Below are 20,699 nucleotides of genomic sequence, written 5' to 3'. Positions count from 1 at the left end.
GACTTTATTTCCTATTTTATACATATAAGTAAATAGGAAAACCCTCCTCTTCCTTTTATCGCCATAAATAGAAAAAAAGATCACCCTTTTTTAAAAAAAGATGATCTTTTTTTCTAACCTATACTTTTGTTAAATACAGCAGCAATCGCTTGAGCGCGATCAGTCACACTCATTTTGTTGAAAATATTAGTTAAATGATTTTTGACAGTATGTTCACTGATAAATAAAGCAGCAGCAATCTCTTTATTACTAGAAGCTTTTACTACTAATTCTAATACTTCTTTTTCCCGTGGGGATAATCCAAATTCTTTAACGATTGCATCCAGACCACGACCTTCTGCCACCTCAGCAGTTAATGCCCGAGGAACAGGCTTCTCTTCCATTAAGCTGATTTCAGTTTGCAAAGTATGGCGGCTAAGCATAAATAAACGGAATTGACTTATTAATGCTGGATCAATATTAGTAAATTGGGAATCATTCATCAGCTGTATATCATTATCGGCAGAAGCAGCTAAGGCAAATACCAATACCATAATCTGCCCGCCTTTACAGTATGCCTGAGAAGACGATTGGTTAGGATTCTGTTGAATTTGCTTAAAGTCTTCTATCATTGCTGCTTCTTGTTCAAACAAGTGCGGGAAGCTACGCAACGTCTTCGGATCAGAGAACGACATGAGACAAGCACGTGCTGTCGTTTCACCTTCCTCTTTACTTAAGCCACCCCATAAAGCAAATTCCATCACAATTTTCTGAGCATCGGTTGCTAATTGATATTGAGCCACATTCCATTCACGAATCGACTCATGTAAAATATGAGCAAATCGATTGCTATTCGACAAAAATTGCTGTCGATCATAGAGAAGTTTCATAATTACGCTACCCATGGTTGCCAGAGCCGATAAAATCTCACGACATTCTTCGCCTTCTTGTTCATCTCCTATAGCGACTGCTAAGACAGCTCTCGTTTTATCCGCATAGACAATTGGATACTCTATCATCAATGCGGATGGGACAGAACGATTCAGATAGGAACTTGTTGCTGGCTGATTGTTTCCATTTTCCAAATAACGACGTGCAATATCTCTGGCATATGCTTCTCCACCCGGGCTTTCCATACCACGAGCTACCATCTGAACTTTCTCATCTTCACTCGCCCGATGAACTACAATAGAAGCAGATGGAGTCCACACTAGATTCAAGCTCATATCCACCAACATAAATAAAACGCGCTGAATATCCTGTACAGATACCATAACGCTAGCTAATTCCATTAAAGGCTTAAAGCGTTGAATCTGCTTTTCCATTCGACCATGTGTAATATGGTTACCAATATACCAACCGATCAGAGAAATCAATGTTTCTTCAAAGCGCACATTCGTTGTTGCCGATAATTTTTCTTCCAATCCAATACCGAATAATAGACCATAATTCTCGTCATCATAACGAATAGGGAAACATTGGACTTCATAGATCGAAGCTAACCCTTTTTGTAGAAAAAAGTGACTTCGTGGATCTCTACCTACATCTTTCCAATGGCTGAGTTGTTCACTCAATACCGCTTGCCCTAAGAACCCTTCACCCTCATGGAAAATAGCTCCTTTTAACTCTGCCGCCGCAGGTCCAGTACTACTCACTATTCGATACGTGCCAGGCGATGTTTTTAAAGCAAAACCAAATACGTCTGCCAGATCACTCGAAGCCAGTACTGCACGGGTCACTTCTTCAATCGGCATATTTCGACTAGTATCAGAGCGTAATGTTTCGTTGAGTGTTGTTAACCGCTGTGCAAACTGCTTTTCTTTATATCCTGCTTTCAAAATCAAAGCAATCGCTTTAGACAACTTGCTAATTTTTTCTTTTTTGTATTCGATCTGTGTGGGCTGATCTTCAGGGATACGTTGAATACGTTCTCGCATCATACGGAACACTTCACTAGGCCCGTTCAAATCTGGACTATTATAGTTCACATGATCGATAATCGCTTGACGGGTATTTTCTTGAATCATAATACCTGCCCAGATATACATTTCAATCGGTTGCTGATCAATACTAACCGGTGCAATAATCCACTTGATTCCGGGTATCCATTGATCCGACAAAGCAGTCACTCGAAGACCTTTGAGCTTATCGATCTCGGCTTTTAATGAATCTTCAAGTTCTTTAGGATACGTTACAAAAAGAGAAGCAATTTCAGCATCTGAAGGCGTACTTAATAAATGCCCTTGATCATTCGTGATAAAAATAAACAAACCGGTAAGTTCCGCATATACATTTTGGAGTTCCTGACAGCTGTCTGCGTTATCATCTATAAAGTAACTTTCAATCATAAGCATTCATGTCCACTTCTGTCTGAATGTACGGTGTTTTATAACGGTAAATAGCACGCGTACCTTGACCGTTTTTTTCAAGAATAGACAATTCAGTCAAACGATTTAAAGCACGTTCAATCAAATTTGCATTTCGTCCAAGTCTTTTGGACATGCCCGTACTGGTTTCTAATGCGTAAGGATTATTTTCAAAAAATAAGGTACATTCCATCTGTAGTGTGATTACATCGCTTTCTGCTACCATAAAAGCTTAATCCCTCCTTATACCAGCCGGACAAATGGTGTTTCTGAGATATTAGCTACGATGTGTGGGGCTGACACTCTTCCGCTTGGTGATTTAGTTACCTGCAAATACTGATAATTCCCATCTACCCATGTTCTAATAACACCATTACAGGTACGTTCCAAAAAGGAAGCCGTCTCTGTTCCGATTTCACTAAAGTTACAATGAGCCATAACTGTAATACCAAGTGCACGCCAGAGCGAAATTTCTTCAGAAAAGTATTTCACAACAAATTCTTTACCACGTTCTGAAATGATCGTATTCAGGTCGTAATAAATAAACCAGCGCTTATCGCAAAGCTCTTCACATTCAAAAATAGGAGAAAGCTTGTCATTCAGCGTATTGGCATATTCATCATTTTCAACATCGTCTACCCGAATCAGTGCTTTTTCCAATCCACTATCTACAGCCCGCTTGTAATGCTCAATAAAGTGAGCTTTACCTTCATCGACCGCCTGACGCAAAGAAACGCCAAACAAATCAATCGTATCGGCAAACATATCAAGTGTCGTATTACCAGACATCATCGTGACGGTACAATCATCATCTTTGATTCGTTGTGCATAAATAGAAGAAAGAAGATATCTATAGTTGGCTTTACTATTCGTATCGATCATAAAGACACTACCTTTAGGAATACCACCCATCAGAAGTTCATCTAGCGAATCAATACCTGTCGATAATACTTCGGTTTCTTGTACCAGTATCTTGTCTTCTGCCATTGATAAAGAAGGAATAATATAGACGCCGTCTTCAACAAACTTATACGTATGTTCACCTTCCAAAATTCGAGTACCGCGCATTTTGAGTACTTCGATCGTCCGCTTACGATATTTTTCCATTAAAGGCTTCAAAGAAAGCCTGACAATACCATCACAGATATAATTCTCGAAAGGAATATGCATACCTTCCACTTCGGAATATTCTCTAATAAAAAAAGAAGTCAACGCATGTTTTCGCATAATATTGCGAATGGTATATACGTTTGTCCTGGCTTCTTGTTCACTACTCATTAATCTAAATAAACTAATACTATCCATAACTACACGCTTACAACCAATTTCTTTGATCATATATTCAAATAATCCATTGGGTTCAAGCATCTGTTCTAATAAAATTTCCGGTTCTATACAGATCACACGTAATAAGTTACGCCGTTCCAAATCTTTCAAATTCCATCCAAACCGTTCCATATCATCGTAGATTTGTTCAGGAAGTTCTTCGAATGTAATATAAATACCGGGCTCATTATGTTTAATAGCACCTTCAACCAAGAATTGCATACCTATCGTTGTTTTGCCTGTACCTGGCTCACCTTCCAGAATAACGACGCCTCCTGGGGGAATGCCACCGCATAAAATATCATCCAGTCCCGGGATACCTGTACTAATAGGCTGTTTTAATGTCTTGGTGTAAGCAGCTTCGCTTTTTTGCATTTAGTGTTCCCTCCATCTGTAGAATATTTTAGTCACGCAAGGGACAGCTTCCTACGATGATGACTTTCTCTTAATTATAACAAGGGTTTAGAGATAGAAGGAAGTAAATTTCCAATTTTTATAGTCATTTGACATCCCATCCTCATTCATAACCTTTTTTACCATATTTTACTTGTTATTATATGATATAAATAAAGATAATCCTACTATTTTGAATCCTTAATACTTGTTGGTGAAATATTATTCTTCTATAGAAGAAGTTTTTTTAAAGTGATACCAAAATGGTGACATGAAATGATAAAAGACCGACGATCTGAGGGTCGTCGGTCTTTTGTGTAATACGTAGACTATGTTAGTTATTATTAACCTTCTAATGCAGATTTAAACTCTTCTGAAGACTGATTCCACCACTCTTCATTATGGGCAACCAATAACTTTTTAAGCGCTGCTTTTTCTTCTGTTCCTAAGCCCTCTAACATAATGCGACGCTTGATCGCATAATCTAACTTATTCACATGCTCGGCAAGAATTTTCCAGCCTTTTTTCTCTTCTTCATTGATCCACATCTCACAAGCTGTCGCTCCTGCATAATTAACACCTTCAGCTAATTTATCTACAGCGACCCATACTAACCATACTTGGCGACCACCATTTAATTCTTCACGATTGGTAGTAAATTTGATTCCTTTTTCTACCTTACTTTTGGCATGCATAGCGCCAACATCGATTTTTGCTTCGCCATGGTCTATAATGATAGGGGAAACATTATTGAGGTTAATCGCTCCTGATCCAAACCCCTTATGTTTACTACTTTTTGCACTACTACTTACAATATTCAGTGACATTGACTTTTTACTTGCTTGATTTTCATCCATATTGTTAGAATACTCCTTTGTAGGTCAGTATAAATAAAGACTGTTATACATATAAATGGGACTTTAATCTATTACTCATATTGTAGCGAATAATGAGTTAAAAGCCAATAAAGTCGATTATTGTCACGATTTTTCATAAAAAAAGGTAAAAAACGTTCATTATTGTGATTGGTGAACCGAAGAAAGTATATATAGTGGTCATCATTCACTAATAACCACCCACATCTGATCAAAAGATTAAATTTTTTTAACTTTTAAGAACATGACAACCGTAGGCTTTGACAGAGATTACTCGTCAAAATGCTTAAGCAAATATTAAAAACAGATGAATAAACGTTTGCCAAAGTAAAAAACCTCTGGTAGAATAAATCCAGTGAGATTTTAGTAACAACTTTGTAAACTTTAAAACGAAATGCTGTAACCTTTATAGCGTAATGAAAAATTTGTCGTTTTGTCGTAATGATCCGTGAACGGTACATACCAAGCTTTGAGCCAAATTCCTTGGTACCGGGAAACGGGGGAACCGTTTTGGGTGAATTGATCTTGTTTCGGAGGGATCATAGGGGAATACCTTCTACCGAATCCTTAAGCTAACCTCGTAGGCAATTGGAAGGGGACAATTGATTTTGAACATGAAAAAGAAACTAACAGCCGCAGTAATGGGACTTGCTATTGCATTTACGTCACTTGGAGTAACAAGTGCACATGCAGATTCTAAAATGGATCAAGTAATTGATGGAGCTATTGGAACACCTTATCGTATTGGTGGAACATCTTTCAGCGGTTTTGACTGCTCTGGATTTACACAATATGTATTCGGCAAAATGAACATTGATCTTCCTCGCCAATCTAGTTCTCAATATCAAGTAGGTGAGCCTGTATCAAAAAGTGATTTAATTGCTGGAGATCTGTTATTCTTCAATACTACCGGGGCTGGAGTTTCACATGTAGCAGTTTATGTAGGAAATGGTAACTTCGCACACGCTTCTACTTCTAAAGGTGTGAGAATTGACAGTTTGAGCATGGATTACTATCAAAATCGTTACGTTGGTGCTAAACGCGTTATGAGTGATTCCACATATAACACCTTCGCAACTGACAATTAATTATCCTATTAACAACTCATATAAATGAACCTACAGACCACTTAAGATTCCCGCCAGAATCTTTGGTGGTTTTTTTATGTTTCTATATAAGTAAGACGTATCGAACGTCTAATAGGTTACATAAAATTGTGAATCTTTGAAAATTTATATTTTGTTGTGGTTATAATTATGTCTACTTATTATTAACCTACTCGTAATTATGGTAAACAGGATATTGCAAATTTTTTATCTTTTTTTTATGGTATACATATGAAGTATGGTCATAGGAGGTTACTGGATGAGCTCATCACTAGATTCTGTTTTTCATACTATTCCTTTGACAGAATTACATGCCGCTGAAGTATGCACATGGATCTATGAACCACCTTATAATATCTATGGTTGGATGGCATGGGAACAAATGAAAGAATTAGGGATTGAATTTGGAGATCCGATAATTCGAGAAAAACAATATCTATCTGTTCTAGATAAACATGAACAACTAGCTGGCTTTGCTCAACTTTTTCCATTAGGAGATACGATTAGACTAGGTATAGGAATGCGTCCCGATCTTTGTGGTCATGGTTATGGAGAAGAATTTTTACGAGCAATTGTGCAGACGGCTCAGGAACGTAGTGCTACCGCAGAGATTGATTTAGAAGTATTGACCTGGAATCAACGGGCTATTCGCACCTATCAGAAAGCAGATTTTTATATTACAGATATGTATGAACGCAGAACGCCTGATGGGATGAAGCCTTTTTATTGTATGGTCTATCAAGCTCCGCCTAACGCACGTTATCCTAATCTCTAAAATAAAAGCACAGAAGGAATGATAAGACTCATTCTTCTGTGCTTTTTGTGTATTTCTTTTTTACATACCTATAATAGATGTTTTAAATTAAAGTTACGAAAGTCATTTCTTCTTTGCCAATCAGAATATCGATCCGATGGGTATCTGCATCGTAAATGACAACTCCACTACCTACATTGATCATAGACTCTGAGCCTAACGCAAAAAATAAATCTTCTGCCAATGCTTCATTCACTTCATGTCGTTCACCTTCAGCAAGTACTTCCCACTCTTGAGGTTCCATATCAAAAAATAAATAACTGTCTGGAATCATCCCTACTGCTGATGTTAAATCACTTAATATGTCCTCATAATCTCTTCCATGCTTAACGCCCATACTTAACCTCCCGATCTGTCCATATTGTTACATTTTCCAGCTTATTTACATTATAACGCAAATATACACTAAAAAACTCTTAACAATGCAGCATATCTTGTCGATAAAAGAGTATCAGATGTTTTTGGAAAACACATCATTACATGGAAGTGGATGATGAAAAAGATAAACTATTATACTCACGGACGAGGTGTATTATGCAAATTTCAACAATTATCGGTCTAGTACTTGGTTTGGGTTCACTAATATTCGGTATGCTTTTAAAGGGTGCTCCCCTAATCAATCTGGTGAATAATCCAGCCGCTTATGTCATCATTTTTGTAGGTACAGCAGCAACCATTTTTATGGCGTTCCCAATGAACGAAGTAAAACGCCTTGGTAAATTGTTTAAAGTCGTATTTGTTCAACAAAAATTAATGGACAAAAAAGATCTAGTCGGTATGTTTATGGAGTGGGCTTCAATTACGCGTCGTGAAGGTCTACTTGCATTGGAATCTAAAGTTGAAGAAATTGATCATCCTTTCCTTCGTAACGGAATGCGTATGATTATTGATGGTAATGATCAGGAATTTGTACAAGATGTATTGATGGAAGATATTAATGCGACAGAAGAACGTCACCGTTCAGGCGCACTTCTTTTCTCACAAGCAGGTATGTATGCTCCTACACTGGGTGTACTTGGAGCGGTAGTTGGTCTGATTGCTGCGATGGCAGATTTGACTGACTTAGAAAAACTTTCTCATGCGATTGCCGGTGCCTTTATGGCGACATTGCTCGGTATCTTTAGTGGTTATGTATTATGGCATCCTATGGCGACTAAGCTTAAACGCTTATCCAAAGCTGAAGTAGAAGTGAAATTGATGATGGTAGAAGGTCTACTTTCGATTCAATCCGGTGTATCTACAATTGCGATTAGTCAGAAGTTGGCAGTCTTCTTAACACCTACTGAAAATGCGAAAATGAACAGCGAAGAAAGTAGCAGTGGCAACGTAGGGGAGGCGGTACCGAGTGAGTAAAAAAAGGCATGAGCCGCACGAAGAACATCCAGATGAAAGCTGGTTACTTCCGTATTCTGATTTAATGACCCTATTGCTTGCTTTATTTATTACTCTATTTGCAATGAGTTCACTAGATGCATCCAAATTTCAACAAATGGCAGCAGCCATGAATGCAGCTTTCACCGGTGGTACAGGTGTTCTAGAGCAAAATGCTATGGAAGAAACAAGCGGTCAAACGCCTAAATCGGATGATAATGAAACACCAGCATCTGCTGCTTCACCTGCTGATAATACTCAGAAAACCAAAGAAAGTTTACGTGAAAAACTCAAACAACAAGAGCAGGAAAATCTAGAGAAGTTAAAACGTCAACTAGACAGCTACATCAAAAACAACGGATTAAGCCAACAGTTAGCGACCAAGCTTAATCAATCTCAATTAAGTATTACGATTAGTGATAATACGTTATTCGCTTCAGGACGAGCTACAGTGAAGCCTGAGTCTCGTGTACTCGCCAAATCGATCTCAAATATTTTACAACAGTTCCCGGATTACGATATTATCGTTTCAGGTCATACCGATAATGTTCCTATCTCCAATTCACAATATGAATCTAACTGGAACTTAAGTTCAGATCGTGCACTTAACTTTATGAAAATTCTATTGCTGAATAACAAACTCGATCCACGTAAATTTAGTGCGATTGGTTACGGACAGTATCGCCCTGTTGCTAGTAACTCTAACAACTTGGGACGTGCAGAAAATCGTCGTGTAGAAGTATCGATTATTCGTAAGTATGTGGATGAAGATGTGAATCCTACTCTTCAATCGATGGCGAACAACGGTAAATAATAACGATCACCCAAAGTAGACCTTAGTATATCTAAGGTCTACTTTTTTTATTTTGTTTACTGTAGATAGATTGAAAATAAATTGCAGTTTGCCTAAAATAGTAGATACGACTTATTTTTGATCGTTTTAAAATAGTTATCCACAACTTTTTGAGCTAAAACGTTATCATTTTCGTTTTTTAAGAGTTATCCACAGTTCTATCCACAACGTGTTAACAACGAATATCTGTTCGATGTACAAGTAAAGAAAGTATCCACAGTGAAAGGTTGGGTTTATTATTTCTCAAGAAGTACATGAGTACTGGATGCGAGAAGCTATAGCCGAAGCTCGCAAAGCGGAACAGCTCGGTGAAGTACCGATTGGAGCTATTGTTGTTAAAGACAATATGATCGTAGGTCGAGGTTATAATTTGCGAGAAACTTCATTCGATGCTACTGCTCATGCTGAAATTATAGCGATCCGACAAGCCAGTGAATCGTTAGGGGCATGGAGGCTACTTGATTGTACTCTTTATGTCACTTTAGAACCTTGCCCTATGTGTGCAGGCGCTATCGTGCAGAGTCGTGTCCCTACTGTTGTCTATGGAACTGTCGATCCCAAAGCTGGCTGTGCCGGCACATTAATGAATTTGCTTCAAGAACCTAGATTTAATCATCGTACGGAGATCATCACAGATATTTTACAACCTGAATGTGCTCTGCTATTAACAGACTTCTTCAAGCAGTTACGTTTGCGACTCAAAAAGCCTAAACCTTTACAATCATAATTCTGCCTAAGGAGGGATGATATGTCGCTACAATTATCGAATAGCACACTTGGTATTTATATTCGTCTGCTAGAACCAGAAGATGCTTTGGCTCTTCTGCAATTACGAGTGAACAGTCGCGAAGCGAATCAGACTTTTGAACCAAGATATCCCAAAGAGTTTTTTACACTTCCTAGCCAATTGGACTTGATCTACCGCAGACAACAAGAAGCCTGGGAAGACAAAGCTTACTTATTTGGTTTATTTGCACAAGTCGATCATCAATTGCTTGGTACGTTATCGTTAACGCATTTAGTACGTGGTGTTGGTCAATTTGCAGATATCGGTTATTCTATGGATCATCACTTTCAAGGTAAAGGGTATATGACTGGTGGTGTACAATTGCTTTTAGAGTACGCTTTTCGCTCTCTAGGGCTTCATCGGGTACAAGCAGGTATTTTGCCTCATAATATTGCTTCAAGGCGCGTACTGGAGAAATGTGGCTTCCAAGCCGAAGGAATTGCGCGTAAATTGGTTAAAATTAACGATCAGTGGGAAGATCATCAGATGTTTTCGATTTTAAAAGAAGAATTTTCCCCTCAATCTATCGACTCCACCGCAGATATAACTCACTTTTAAATGCTATTACTTCTCATACCCATTCATGTTGCACATAAAAAAAGCTCACTGCTTAAGCAGTGAGCTTTTTGTTACAACTAATTAGTAACCACCGTACATAGAACCTACTTGTTTTTGGAATTCATCCATTGTAACTACATCTGCATCTGCGGGGATACCGATAGCAAATGTTTGTTTTTCATTGATTTTGGAATACTGACTGCTACCATCTAAAGACAATTTAACATTTTGTTTAGTATCAGGGTCAGAGAATACAGCATCCATCACCATTTGTTGGTATACAGGGAAATCATCTTTGTTGATTGCTGTATTGATATGGAATTGGTTTAGAGTTAAATATTTATCCAATTCATTTACAGACTTGCTGAAGCTATTTTGAGAATCTTCAGATTGAAGTTCTTTTTTCATATCATCAATGTCTGTTTGTTTGATATTCAAAGCACTACGGTATTCTTCTTTAGACACAACATCCAATACTGCTGGCAATGCTTGTTTTACGAAGATCGTTACTGCTTCTTTTGCATTTTCATTCGTTACTGCGAATTGAACGACTTGTTTAGCGTCTACACCTTCAGGAAGAGCAGCATCTTTCGTATCTACATCTTTGAAGTATTTAGCTTGATCATATTTGTCTAGAACAGCAGTAGACAAATCTTGAGTTAATTGTTGTGTAGTCGCTGGGCTTAAAGGTTTGTATTCTTGACCTTCTTTAGCAGCCAATTCTTTTAGATCCACTTTCAAGAATTTACCTACCAATGTATCAGGCAATGCCAACATTGGGATTTGTGGAATCTTCACATATAGAACTTCTTGAGTCATAACCATAGGCACTGTAAATGTCATTGCCATATCGCCACTCAATTTCAATTCCATAGTCAATTCTGTTTGCATTGGGTCACCTTGGTATACCCCTGTTACATTAAATTCTGCATTTTTAAGTAAGCTTGCAATTTGTGCACTTTGAGCATCACTTGTCGCTTTTCCATCAGCAGAAGTAAACGATAATTCATTTACTTTCAATTTGGTTGCGATAGCGTAAGATGTCATTTTAGCTGCGTTGGTTGTTGCTGCCTTTACCGCTTCTTTCGGTTCAGCTTTCTTTGTACAACCTACAAGTGCCACTGTAAGTATCATGAGCATAACTAAAAGCCCAAGTGTCATTCTTTTTTTCATTTTGTTACCCCTCTCTTTTTGTACAACGATGAAGTGTTTACTCCATTTTTCAAAGCACGACAGGTATCAAGCCAGCATACATAATAACCCATTTCAGCTAATTTTGAAAGGTACAAACTCAAAAATGGTTATTATTACTTACTTTTCACTTATACCCTAACAGATAACCTTTTACCAACATACCATACATTTTGGAAAATGAAGTTACACTTTGTTAATGGATATCCTTTTTCTTGAATCTTCCACCTTTAACATCATGGATATTTCCTACTGCCATAAAAGCGGTCTCATCAAAATGATTCACGATTTCTTTTAACTTCGCTTCTTCTAGACGAGTGATGACACAGAAAATAACTTTCTTCTCTTCTCCAGAAAATCCACCTTCACCGGATAAGTATGTGACTGTTCTTCCAAGCCGATGAATAATAGCATCTCCGATATCTTGAATACGATCACTAATAATCCATACCGACTTGGATTGATCCAGGCCATCGATCGTAATATCGATCACTTTGGTGGCAATATAATAAGCAATAATCGAATACATCGCCCGATCCCATCCAAATACAAAGCCTGCTCCACACAGAATAAATACATTAATGATCATAACAATCTCGCCCACGGAGAAAATAGAACGCCGTGACAGTAAGATCGCTATAATCTCTGTGCCATCCAGTGATCCACCAGAACGCAACACTAGACCTGTACCTAACCCTAGAAACATACCTCCAAATACAAATGCAAGAACCGTTTCTTTAACAAATGCTTCTACAGGGTGCAATAAGAATGTACCGATCGACATTACTGTTATGCCCAGTAGTGTAGACAAAGCAAATGTTTTCCCTATTTGCTTATATCCAATAATCAAAAATGGAATATTAATCACAAATAAGAATAAACCTAATTGCCACTTGGTGATATAAGACAAAATAATAGATATACCTGTAATACCACCATCGGTAATATTGTTAGGTACCAGAAAAAGTTCCAATGCCACTGCTACAATCATGGCACCCAGTACAATCAGTAACGTACGTAGGATTGTACTTTTTAAAGACCTTCTTCCATGCTTAATCGGTACAAACGTTGATAAATCGGGAGGTTGATTACTATCTACCATGGTATGTCCTCCTATTCTTATGTACGTAGAGATATAGAGTTTGGTAACACATTTTTCTATAAGCCATATGGTGGGCTTAAAGTAATAACATCCTATACGATCAAAAGATCATAATAAATATGCATATTATTCACTATTTATTATGACATAAAATAGTGGGTTGTCCTACATAAATCAAATACATACTTCTAAAATTGCTTATCCTTTTTCACACTCTATAAATGAACAACAAAAAAGCCGCTCCTATAAAGGAACGACTTGGATTTAAATATATGGCGGAGAGGGTGGGATTCGAACCCACGTGGAGTTGCCCCCTAACGGTTTTCAAGACCGCCCCGTTATGACCGCTTCGGTACCTCTCCAGAAAAGCTTTATCAATCTTGCACAACATAAATATCATATCATGGATTTTAAGATTTGACAAGCTTTTTATCAAAAAAGATTTAAAAATTATTTTTTGCTTGTAATAACCTCTGCTCCACGCATATATGGACGTAATACTTCAGGGATAATTACACTGCCATCTTCTTGCTGATAATTTTCTAGAATCGCTGCAACCGTACGACCTACAGCCAATCCTGATCCATTTAACGTATGCAAAAATTCTGGCTTACTCTTAGTATCTTGGCGGAAACGGATATTTGCACGACGCGCTTGGAAATCCTCTACATTCGAGCAGGAAGAGATTTCACGGTACATGTTACTCTCAGGCAACCATACTTCCAAATCATACGTTTTAGCCGCTGTGAAGCCCATATCACCCGTACATAGAGCAAGTACACGGTAAGGCAGACCTAATAACTGTAATACACGCTCTGCATTAGCAGTCATTTTTTCTAATTCATCATAAGATGTCTCAGGTTGTACGATTTTAATCATTTCAACTTTGTTAAATTGATGTTGACGAATCAATCCACGAGTATCACGACCAGAAGCACCTGCTTCAGAACGGAAACAAGAGCTATACGCAACATAATGTTTTGGTAATTGATCTACTGGCAAAATCTCTTCACGATGATAATTCGTCACCGGTACTTCTGCTGTAGGGATCAAATAGTATTCTGTATCATTTAATTTAAATAAATCTTCTTCAAACTTAGGCAGTTGTCCTGTACCTACAAGACTATCTTTATTTACGATATAAGGAGGTAAGATCTCTTCATAACCATGCTCACTGCTATGCAGATCCATCATAAAGTTGATCAATGCACGTTCTAGTCTAGCTCCAAATCCTTTATAAAAAGCAAAACGTGAACCTGTTACTTTAGCAGCAGCTTCAAAATCGATAATATCTAGATCTTGTGCTACATCCCAATGCGCTTTCGGTGTAAAAGCAAATTCACGCGGATCGCCATGACGACGAATCTCCACATTATCCTCTTCAGAAGCACCTACAGGTACACTGCTATGAGGAATATTAGGAATAGATAGCATCATCATATCGATTTGCGCTTCCAACTGGCGAATTTCTTCATCTAATCCTTTAATCCGATCAGATACTTCACGCATTTCAAGAATCAATTCTTCCGCATCTTCTTTATTCTTTTTACGTTTAGCCACATCACCAGATACTACATTACGGCGATTTTTAAGTAATTCTGTTTCTTGCAATAATTCACGACGCTTAGAATCAAGTGCAGGGAATTCTACGATCAAATCTAATGATTTGCCACGGCTTTGTAGTGCTTGTTCTACGCGTGCATAGTCATTACGTAATATCTTTACGTCTAACATCTATAAACCCTCCTAATGAAAATAACCTTAACTCCTGGTTCTCTTTTCCGCCGTCAAGCTTCATTCTTTTACAAAAGAGTGAATGCTTTATACCGGGCAAGTGAGAACTTGCCGCCATCTGCATTAGAAGGTATTTCTAATCACAGAAGCTGCCAAGAGTTAAGGTGTAATGTATTTTAACGCTTTGGATCATTACAGCATTTAATTATTGATTAGCGATATGTTCCTGCACCATGTCTGCGAAATACTGATGCAGTCGATAATCATCGGTTAATTCGGGATGAAAAGAACAAGCTAACAAATGACCTTGTCTAGCTGTTACAATCTCATCTTGATACGTAGACAGTACTTGCACCTGTTCTCCAACTTCTTGGATAAGCGGCGCACGGATAAACACAGCTCGAATAGGTTCATCAATCCCAACCACATCAAGATCTGTTTCAAAGCTTTCCCGCTGTCTCCCAAAAGCATTACGAGAAACCGTCATATCCATCAAAGAAAGATGCGGTTGATCCTGCCCAGCAATTCGTTCTGATAATACAATCAGACCTGCACAAGTTCCGAACAATGGTTTCCCTTGTTCCGAAAATTGCTGAATCGCTTCGATAAACCCATACTTCCGCATCAGCTTACCGATTGTTGTACTTTCACCACCAGGGATAACCAATCCGTCTATCTCTTCAAGTTGCTCAGTACGTTTGATGCTGATCGCTTCTGCGCCAGCTAACTGAAGACTTCTCAGATGCTCTGCAACAGCGCCTTGTAATGCCAATACACCAATCTTCATGGTCTACCTTCTTTCTTACCAGCCGCGATCCTGCATACGTTCTGAAGGAGCTAATTTAGAGATTTCGATACCTTTCATAGGAGCACCCAAGTTTTTGGATACTTCAGCAATCAATTTATAATCATCATAATGTGTAGTTGCTTCGACAATAGCACGTGCAAATTTCTCAGGGCTATCTGATTTGAAAATACCTGAACCTACAAAGACTCCGTCTGCTCCCAAATACATCATTAACGCTGCATCTGATGGAGTTGCAATGCCGCCTGCTGCAAAGTTAACGACTGGAAGGCTACCTGCTTCATGTACACCTACCAATAGATCGTAAGAAACACCAAGGTTTTTAGCTTCAGCATACAATTCATCTTTAGACATATTCGTTACTTTACGAATTTGGCTATTGATAAAGCGCATATGACGAACAGCTTCTACAATATTACCTGTTCCTGGCTCACCTTTAGTACGAATCATAGATGCGCCTTCACCAATACGACGAAGAGCTTCTCCCAAATCTTTAGCACCGCAGACAAAAGGAACTGTAAATTCATGTTTATCAATATGGAAAACTTCATCCGCTGGAGTCAAAACTTCACTCTCATCCAGATAATCTACGCCTAGTGATTCTAATACTTTAGCTTCTACATAATGACCGATACGAGACTTAGCCATTACTGGAATGGATACAACTTTCATAACTTCTTCTACGATCGTTGGATCAGCCATACGAGCTACGCCACCAGCGGCGCGAATATCAGAAGGCACACGTTCAAGAGCCATAACTGCTGTAGCACCAGCAGCTTCTGCAATTTTAGCTTGCTCTGCATTCATGACGTCCATAATGACGCCGCCTTTTTGCATTTCTGCCATACCTCTTTTAACTCTTGATGTACCGGTTTCCATGTTCATGCCCCCTGAATTCGATATATAACATAAGATTATTCTTCGATTACAAAGACTATTTATACTCCATAAGGAATCATAAATAACTGGATGCTTATGTCTCAAATTCATCGCTAAATTTGAGACAGAATCTAACTCATCATTTTACAGTAGAGCTATTGAATATACAATACATTTGATAGGATCATCCGTATTGTAGTTACGCAACTTTTATCTATTAAAACATATTTTTAGCAGAATCGAATAAATCAACAAACAATTCTCCGATCGCACGGAAAAACAATCGAATCCAACTTCCTTTTTCAACAGGCTCTGCCGCAATCAAATTCACTGTTTCTACTTGATCTTCAGGCATATTAGAATCTTTATACGTATACGTAATCGTTCCTAATGCTTTGCCTGCTTCGATCGGTGCAGTACGTGCTGCTTCATTAGCAGGAGCTACAGTATACGTTACGTTTTTAGGTGTTGTACCTTTAGGAACAACCACATTAACAGCAGCATCTGTAACAACACCCACTTCTTTAGCCGTTCCTTTCACTACTGGAAGTGATGCTAGTCCAGATACAGCCGCTTTAGCTCCAACGACTTGCTTCACTTCAAAGTTATCAAATCCATAATCAAGGATTTTTTTGGTTTGAATAAAGCGTTCAGGTTCGGATGTCGTACCCATTACTACACTAATCAGACGCATACCATTACGTTCAGCTGTACCTGTAAAGCATTGTCCTGCTGCATTCGTATGACCTGTTTTTAGACCATCTAATCCTTTATACGCATAAGCTTTAAAGTTAGTAATAGAAGCATTCGATTCTAACATCCAGTTCCAGTTCACAACAGGATCTTTGTCTGTTGGACGGAATTTAAACGATTGAATTTTAGTAACATCGTTAAAGTCAGGATGATCATCGACAATATGTTGAGCTAATAACGCTGTATCCATTGCAGACATAATTGTTTCTTGATCCGAATCCGGTCTTGTCGCAGCAGGCATATCTGCAATGTCTAAACCTGTAGAGTTAGCAAAATGAGCTGTTTTCATCCCAAACTCTTTTGCTTTTTCATTCATAATTTTAACAAAATCTTGCTCTGTTCCACCAATAAATTCTGCTAATGCTACTGAAGCATCATTGGCTGATCCTATAGCCATCGCTTTATACAGATCAAGTACTGTATGCTTATCGCCTTTAGCCAAAAATACGCGTGATCCGATTTGAGCAGCAGCATTTTCAGATACTGTGACAACATCGTCCCATTTAATTTTACCTTGTTTTACATAATCAGATACCAGATACTCTGTCATCATTTTGGACATACTAGCAGGTGGCAAAGCTTCATCTGCATTAATAGATAATAAAATCTTACCTGTAGAAGCTTCCATCAATACTGCGGATTTTACATCCAGCCCAAGTGATTCAGCTGTTGGTAATTTCCCGGTAGCATTTGAAGTCGCTGCTGTAGATTTGCTATCTGTTGTCGTACTCTTCGAATCTGTAGCAGCGGCTGCAGCTAATGTAACTGTAGGAACGACTGCCATACAGAACATGTTTGCCAACATCAGAACTGTAATTCCCTGTTTAACCATTTGACGTTTCGACTTATTCCAAATTCCTTTTTCCAACCCTTTGTTGCGTTTCAATGTGCTGATGCTCCCCTCAAATGTTTAAGCATGTAAATCGTGTTCAAAAGACTCCCGCTACTTCATTACAGTTATACTCCGAATAAGCCTGCTATCACTTACAATGACCAGACTTATAAAGAGTCTATTCCAACCAAGTAGCTTACAGTTATATGAACGATATAATTTAACCTAAATTAAATTCAAACATAGTCATACAATCCAATACATTCATATCATTCTCTACAATTTCTTGTTCCTGGTCATTATGTATTGCCATATAGAGGTTTAGACTACAAATTACCGAATATCGCAATGACTTTCTCATTTTAACATACGGTTAAACGCAAAAAAAGACAAGCTTGTCTTAAAATCACAAGCTTGTCTAAACGTCAATTAAAATGTAAAAGGAGAAGATATCAAATCCTTCTCCTTTTGCTCATTTCTAGCTTATTATATCGTAATTTAATCTTAAGATTAGTTACATTTAGCTAAAACACTAAATGGATCTGATTTACATCGAATAATTAGGTGCTTCTTTGGTAATTTGGATATCATGTGGATGGCTTTCACGCAATCCTGCACCTGTAATACGGATAAATTGTGTATCGTTACGCAATTCATCAAGATTAGCTGTACCACAATAACCCATACCCGAACGAAGACCACCAATCAACTGATGAATCGTTTCAGACAATGGCCCTTTATAAGCGACACGTCCTTCGATACCTTCAGGAACAAGTTTTTTATCGTCATCTTGGAAATAACGATCTTTACTTCCCTGTTTCATCGCAGCCATAGAACCCATACCGCGATATACTTTAAAGCGGCGACCTTGATAGATTTCAGACTCGCCCGGGCTTTCTTCTGTTCCTGCAAATAGACTTCCTAACATAACTGCATCAGCACCAGCAGCCAAAGCTTTAGTGATTTCTCCAGAATACTTGATACCACCATCAGCAATAATAGGAATACCATATTCACGAGCTACTGTTGCACAATCGTAAATAGCTGTGATTTGAGGTACACCAATACCTGCAATAACGCGTGTGGTACAGATCGAACCTGGACCAATTCCTACTTTAACTACAGAAGCTCCTGCTTGAATGAGATCACGAGTCGCTTCACCTGTTGCTACATTACCTGCTACAATTGTAAGTTCAGGGAACATCGAGCGTAGTTTGCGGACAGCATCTAGAATATTAATATGATGGCCATGAGCAGAATCGACGACTAACAAATCAACACCTGCATTTACTAATGCTTCAGCACGTACAAAGGAATCTTGAGATACACCAATAGCTGCACCTACTAATAGACGACCTTGAGCATCTTTCGCTGCATTAGGGAACTGAATTGCTTTTTCGATATCTTTAATCGTAATAAGACCTTTAAGAATATTGTTTTCATCTACTAAAGGTAATTTTTCGATTTTGTGTTGTTGCAATAGTACTTCTGCTTCTTGTAAAGTAGTGCCTACAGGAGCAGTAACCAATTTTTCACTAGTCATAACTTCAGTAATATCAATATTATAGTCATGAATAAAACGTAGATCACGGTTAGTTATAATACCGACTAAAGTATTATTCTCATCTACGATAGGTACACCAGAGATACGGTATTTTGCCATAACTGCTTCTGCATCAGATACTTTTTTATCGGGTGTCAAAGAAAATGGATTAGTGATAACACCACTTTCAGAACGTTTTACACGATCTACTTCTTCTGCTTGTTGTTCGACAGACATGTTTTTGTGAATGATACCGATACCGCCTTCACGAGCCATAGCAATAGCTAGAGCAGCTTCGGTGACTGTATCCATTCCTGCACTAATTAAAGGAATATTCAATTTCACATGCTTACTAAGAACAGTAGCGACACTTACCTCTTTTGGTAAAACTTCAGACTTACGGGGTACCAACAATACATCGTCAAATGTTAGTCCCTCTTTAGCAAATTTTGTTTCCCACACAAGGATGTTCCTCCCTTATTCTTTTTCATTCTATAATAAAAAAACCTTACACAAATAAGGCGTTAAAATAGCTTAGAATTAGTTTCTGCAACAGTTTCTGAAAATATATTATTGCAATCTTAGCAAAGCGTATTACAGACTGTCAAGAATGTTAAAGCATTATCTTGATTTGACTTCTCCCCGCAAACTAATGTCCATCCAATAGAGACACTCAAGCATTTTTTTCCTTATTTATCAACTAAAAGCAATATAAGTATTTTGTGAAAATCTTATTTTATCTGTATATAATCTAAGTTGTATTCGTACTCTCCATATTTAATCGAAAGTAAAAGTTAATAGAACTCAAACACAACCCGTACTAATCATTTGGATATACTTCAATTGTTGTTCAAACCAAATATAGCTAAAAGATCACTTAGATATTCTTAGAATGTAGTCCATGCAATCTTTCTCAAGCGGTTTATACCTGAATCTCATACTCTTCTCTAAAAGTAAATCCTATACATCTACATATCTACATATCTACACAGAGAAGAGATTGCCCTAACCCGTTGCCGTTGGAATCCATGCTATGTCTCTCTACCCATCCTTGAAAACCATAGATAGAGATGCTATTGGAGTTCTAGTCTGCCTTACCTATTATTAGATATCTATGAAAAGAAATCTATAAAACAAAGCAAAAAAAGAGCGACTCCTGTAAACAGGAATCACTCTTTGGGTCTTGCTCGTTGCTTGGCAACGTCCTACTCTCCCAGGACCCTGCGGTCCAAGTACCATCGGCGCTGGAGGGCTTAACGGTCGTGTTCGGGATGGGTACGTGTGGAACCCCTCCGCCATCATTACCAAACAGTCAGGCTGTGTTGCTCCCTGAAAACTGAATCCGAAAACTGAAACATCGCGTTTGTAGATTTGGATAAGCCCTCGACCGATTAGTATTGGTCAGCTCCATGCCTTGCGGCACTTCCACCCC

Annotated in this window: 18 protein-coding genes, 1 tRNA gene, 1 rRNA gene and 1 riboswitch; of the genes, 6 read left to right on the top strand and 14 right to left on the bottom strand. The window is 38.2% G+C overall.

Features of this window, described 5'->3' with window-relative positions; genetic code table 11:
* Positions 1-113 precede the first annotated feature (113 nt).
* From PaeCFBP13512_RS23605 to PaeCFBP13512_RS21250, 4 genes are all read right to left on the bottom strand, one after another.
* The gene (locus tag PaeCFBP13512_RS23605) at positions 114-2,333 is read right to left on the bottom strand and encodes a LuxR C-terminal-related transcriptional regulator (RefSeq protein WP_069328927.1); all 2,220 of its coding nucleotides are present in this window, start codon (positions 2,331-2,333) and stop codon (positions 114-116) included.
* Entirely contained in the window at positions 2,320-2,571 is a 252-nt protein-coding gene (locus PaeCFBP13512_RS21260; protein WP_069328928.1) for a hypothetical protein, read from the bottom strand. Before PaeCFBP13512_RS21260 ends, PaeCFBP13512_RS23605 begins: the two co-directional genes overlap by 14 nt.
* A gap of 17 nt (positions 2,572-2,588) precedes the next feature.
* Positions 2,589-4,046 carry an ATPase domain-containing protein gene (locus tag PaeCFBP13512_RS21255; RefSeq protein WP_137225817.1) on the bottom strand — a complete coding sequence of 486 codons (1,458 nt, stop codon included), beginning with the start codon at positions 4,044-4,046 and terminating at the stop codon, positions 2,589-2,591.
* Positions 4,047-4,408: 362 nt separating this feature from the next.
* Positions 4,409-4,921, bottom strand: coding sequence for a YwhD family protein (locus tag PaeCFBP13512_RS21250; RefSeq protein WP_137225815.1), 513 nt, complete (start codon positions 4,919-4,921; stop codon positions 4,409-4,411).
* Positions 4,922-5,401: 480 nt separating this feature from the next.
* Positions 5,402-5,541: riboswitch (cyclic di-AMP (ydaO/yuaA leader) on the top strand.
* A gap of 12 nt (positions 5,542-5,553) precedes the next feature.
* Between PaeCFBP13512_RS21250 and PaeCFBP13512_RS21245 the strand changes: the two genes are divergently transcribed.
* Positions 5,554-6,027: a C40 family peptidase gene (locus PaeCFBP13512_RS21245; protein ID WP_069328943.1), complete on the top strand. Its 474-nt coding sequence runs from the start codon at positions 5,554-5,556 to the stop codon at positions 6,025-6,027.
* Positions 6,028-6,304: 277 nt separating this feature from the next.
* Positions 6,305-6,820, top strand: coding sequence for a GNAT family N-acetyltransferase (locus tag PaeCFBP13512_RS21240; protein WP_137225813.1), 516 nt, complete (start codon positions 6,305-6,307; stop codon positions 6,818-6,820).
* A gap of 82 nt (positions 6,821-6,902) precedes the next feature.
* Here PaeCFBP13512_RS21240 and PaeCFBP13512_RS21235 read toward each other — a convergent pair whose 3' ends face one another.
* Positions 6,903-7,196, bottom strand: coding sequence for a hypothetical protein (locus tag PaeCFBP13512_RS21235; RefSeq protein ID WP_069328932.1), 294 nt, complete (start codon positions 7,194-7,196; stop codon positions 6,903-6,905).
* A 197-nt stretch (positions 7,197-7,393) separates the two neighbouring features.
* Here PaeCFBP13512_RS21235 and motA point away from each other — a divergent pair, with 197 nt between their 5' ends.
* The 4 genes from motA (at position 7,394) to PaeCFBP13512_RS21215 (ending at position 10,428) form a co-directional block, all read left to right on the top strand.
* Positions 7,394-8,212 (top strand): flagellar motor stator protein MotA, encoded by an 819-nt coding sequence (motA, locus tag PaeCFBP13512_RS21230; RefSeq protein ID WP_069328933.1) that lies wholly within the window; start codon positions 7,394-7,396, stop codon positions 8,210-8,212.
* Complete coding sequence (gene motB, locus PaeCFBP13512_RS21225; RefSeq protein ID WP_069328934.1) at positions 8,205-9,044, top strand: flagellar motor protein MotB; 840 nt, start codon at positions 8,205-8,207, stop codon at positions 9,042-9,044. The genes motA and motB overlap by 8 nt, the downstream gene beginning before the upstream one ends.
* A 277-nt stretch (positions 9,045-9,321) precedes the next feature.
* The gene (gene tadA / locus PaeCFBP13512_RS21220; protein ID WP_083243601.1) at positions 9,322-9,810 is read left to right on the top strand and encodes a tRNA adenosine(34) deaminase TadA; all 489 of its coding nucleotides are present in this window, start codon (positions 9,322-9,324) and stop codon (positions 9,808-9,810) included.
* A 21-nt stretch (positions 9,811-9,831) separates the two neighbouring features.
* Positions 9,832-10,428, top strand: a complete 597-nt coding sequence (locus PaeCFBP13512_RS21215; RefSeq protein ID WP_137225811.1) for a GNAT family N-acetyltransferase — start codon at positions 9,832-9,834, stop codon at positions 10,426-10,428.
* 81 nt (positions 10,429-10,509) lie between these two features.
* Here PaeCFBP13512_RS21215 and PaeCFBP13512_RS21210 read toward each other — a convergent pair whose 3' ends face one another.
* From PaeCFBP13512_RS21210 to rrf, 9 genes are all read right to left on the bottom strand, one after another.
* Positions 10,510-11,601 carry a hypothetical protein gene (locus PaeCFBP13512_RS21210; RefSeq protein ID WP_069328937.1) on the bottom strand — a complete coding sequence of 364 codons (1,092 nt, stop codon included), beginning with the start codon at positions 11,599-11,601 and terminating at the stop codon, positions 10,510-10,512.
* Positions 11,602-11,815: 214 nt separating this feature from the next.
* Positions 11,816-12,721, bottom strand: coding sequence for a YitT family protein (locus PaeCFBP13512_RS21205; protein ID WP_069328938.1), 906 nt, complete (start codon positions 12,719-12,721; stop codon positions 11,816-11,818).
* A gap of 273 nt (positions 12,722-12,994) precedes the next feature.
* Positions 12,995-13,083: transfer RNA gene (locus PaeCFBP13512_RS21200), tRNA-Ser, on the bottom strand.
* A gap of 88 nt (positions 13,084-13,171) precedes the next feature.
* Positions 13,172-14,455 carry a serine--tRNA ligase gene (serS, locus tag PaeCFBP13512_RS21195; protein ID WP_137225809.1) on the bottom strand — a complete coding sequence of 428 codons (1,284 nt, stop codon included), beginning with the start codon at positions 14,453-14,455 and terminating at the stop codon, positions 13,172-13,174.
* Positions 14,456-14,660: 205 nt separating this feature from the next.
* Positions 14,661-15,242: a pyridoxal 5'-phosphate synthase glutaminase subunit PdxT gene (pdxT, locus tag PaeCFBP13512_RS21190; RefSeq protein WP_069328940.1), complete on the bottom strand. Its 582-nt coding sequence runs from the start codon at positions 15,240-15,242 to the stop codon at positions 14,661-14,663.
* A 15-nt stretch (positions 15,243-15,257) separates the two neighbouring features.
* Positions 15,258-16,139 carry a pyridoxal 5'-phosphate synthase lyase subunit PdxS gene (gene pdxS / locus PaeCFBP13512_RS21185; RefSeq protein ID WP_069328941.1) on the bottom strand — a complete coding sequence of 294 codons (882 nt, stop codon included), beginning with the start codon at positions 16,137-16,139 and terminating at the stop codon, positions 15,258-15,260.
* 217 nt (positions 16,140-16,356) lie between these two features.
* Entirely contained in the window at positions 16,357-17,724 is a 1,368-nt protein-coding gene (locus tag PaeCFBP13512_RS21180; protein ID WP_137225825.1) for a D-alanyl-D-alanine carboxypeptidase family protein, read from the bottom strand.
* A gap of 547 nt (positions 17,725-18,271) precedes the next feature.
* Positions 18,272-19,729, bottom strand: coding sequence for an IMP dehydrogenase (guaB, locus tag PaeCFBP13512_RS21175; RefSeq protein ID WP_137225807.1), 1,458 nt, complete (start codon positions 19,727-19,729; stop codon positions 18,272-18,274).
* 730 nt (positions 19,730-20,459) lie between these two features.
* A 5S ribosomal RNA gene (gene rrf / locus PaeCFBP13512_RS21170) occupies positions 20,460-20,576 on the bottom strand.
* Between the last annotated feature and the right edge of the window lie 123 nt (positions 20,577-20,699).

It is taken from the genome of Paenibacillus sp. CFBP13512, assembly GCF_005233705.1.
Lineage (GTDB): Bacteria > Bacillota > Bacilli > Paenibacillales > Paenibacillaceae > Saccharibacillus > Saccharibacillus nuruki.
Note: the sequence above shows the minus strand (reverse complement) of the source record. Positions and strands in the feature narration are given on the sequence as shown.